The sequence below is a fragment of the Streptomyces solincola genome, assembly GCF_002982015.1.
GTDB classification, from domain to species: Bacteria; Actinomycetota; Actinomycetes; order Streptomycetales; family Streptomycetaceae; genus Streptomyces; species Streptomyces solincola.
The window spans coordinates 1-1,813 of the sequence record NZ_PVLV01000591.1; the positions used below are offsets into that span (position 1 = coordinate 1).

At 73.9% G+C, this 1,813-nt stretch carries 2 protein-coding genes; both read right to left on the minus strand.

Translation table 11 applies throughout. The features are described 5' to 3' along the window. Positions 1–229 precede the first annotated feature (229 nt). Entirely contained in the window at positions 230–880 is a 651-nt protein-coding gene (locus C6N75_RS27790; protein ID WP_105871620.1) for a GNAT family N-acetyltransferase, read from the minus strand. Positions 881–932: 52 nt separating this feature from the next. After that, a partial coding sequence (locus C6N75_RS27795) for an IucA/IucC family C-terminal-domain containing protein (RefSeq protein ID WP_322888084.1) occupies positions 933–1,813 on the minus strand: 881 nt, incomplete at its 5' end.

Genomic DNA, 1,813 nt, shown 5'->3' on the forward strand with positions numbered 1-1,813 from the left:
GGTATGCGCGGGCCGGCCGGGGGTTGCGTGACGGGGGCCGGCGTGCCGGGGCGGCCCGCTTCGCCGGACGGGCGCGGCACGGCAGGCGCGGAGGAGGTGCGTTGGAGCGGAGGAGCCTTCGATGTGGTGGGCTCCGTGGAGTCGTGGGTGGCAGGGGACTTCGGCACAGGGACTCCTCGGGAAGGGACCGATGCGGATCGAAGCGGTGGACGCACGGCAGCGGGCGGCCTCAGAGCAGGTGCCGCAGGGACCGGTCGCTGACCATGAGGGCCGCTCGCTTGTCGGGAAGGTCGAGTTCGGCGGAGAAGCGGTAGCCGGCGTTGAGGAAGGCCGAGACGGAGGGGGTGTTGCGCAGGTCGGGCTCGGCGACGACCCGGGTGCAGGCGGGCCGGTGGCGCAGGACGAGGTCGGTCACCGCCCTGAGCAGGGCGGTGCCGGTCCCCCGGCCGCGGTGGGCGCCGCCGCCGATGAGGAGGTGGACACCGGTGTCCTGGGGGCGGGCCGGGTAGTGCAGGGCGAGCGGGTCGAGGTCGGCGCGGTAGATCTCGAAGTAGCTCATCGGGGTGGAGTCGAGTACGCCGAGGCAGGGCACGCTGCTTCCGTCGCCGTCGAGTTGGGCGCGCACATGGGCGCGGGTGACGGACGCGGGGCCGGCCAGCTCCCAGAATTCGGCGACCACCGGGTCGTTCATCCAGCGGGTGAGCAGCGGCAGGTCCCGGTCGAGGTGGACCGGGACCAGTCGGAAGGACCCGGCCGGGGTGTCCGTCGCACCCCACCCGGCGACCCCGTCGAGCAGGTCGCCCCGCCCGCCGCCGGCGTCGGCGGCCGGGGTTATGTGCGGGTCGGGGCAGGGGCGGGCCCCGGGGTCGGTGGGAGGCATCGGGGCGCTCCTCTCAGTCGTGCGGTCCGCGCCGTTCCGTTGGTGGGTGCGCTCAGCCGTGCAGGGGGTTGGCGATGGTCACGTAGACGGACTGGGTGTCCACCGGTCCGACGAGTTCGTCCAGGCCGTGGAGCCGGGTGAGGAGGTTGGCCTTGCAGCGCAGGGTGCGGCTCGCCAGGAGTAGTTCGGGCAGGGGCGAGCCGAGTGCGGTGGCCTGGTCGAGGAACTGCCGGAAGGCGGTGAGGAGGTGGCGTTCGTCGGCGAGGCGCTGCGCGCCGAAGGCGCCGATGAGCCCGAGGACGTTGTTGATGCCGAGATAGTAGGCGAAGCGTTCGTCGGTGACCTCGTCGGAGACGAAGGTGTCACTGGTGGCGCCGATGCCGGGAAGGCGGTGCTCCAGGGCCGCGCGGTGGGAGTCGCGGAAGTAGTAGCCCTGGTTGTCGCGGTAGCGGCCGCCGCAGGGCCAGCCGTCCGGGTCGAGCAGCACGAGGGTGTTCTGCTGGTGGGCCTCCAGGGCGACGCCCGCCGTGCCGTCCAGCCAGAGCACCGGCCGGACGACGTGGTCGAGGTAGCGCCGGAACCACTCCGCGGCGACGTCCTCGGTGGACCGGCCGGTGCGGGCGGCCAGCTTGGAGACGGCGACGTCCAGCCGGGAGCGCATCCGGTCCTGGCCGGGCCAGGGGCGCGGGGCGGTGAGGGAGGCGACGCAGACGGCGTCGTCGCCGTAGCCGAAGGGGTTGTGCCGGATCATCAGGTCGAGGCCGGCCACCGGTGTGCCGGAGGGGGTGTCGACGCCGAGCCAGGCGGGGTCGCGCACGATGTCGAAGCCGGGGTGGGCGGCCTGCCACCGGTCGGCCAGCCCGGTGCGGAGCAGCCGGTGCACCTCCACGCCGCGGTGGAGTTCCTTGCGGAGGTTCTCACGGCGGGGGGTGG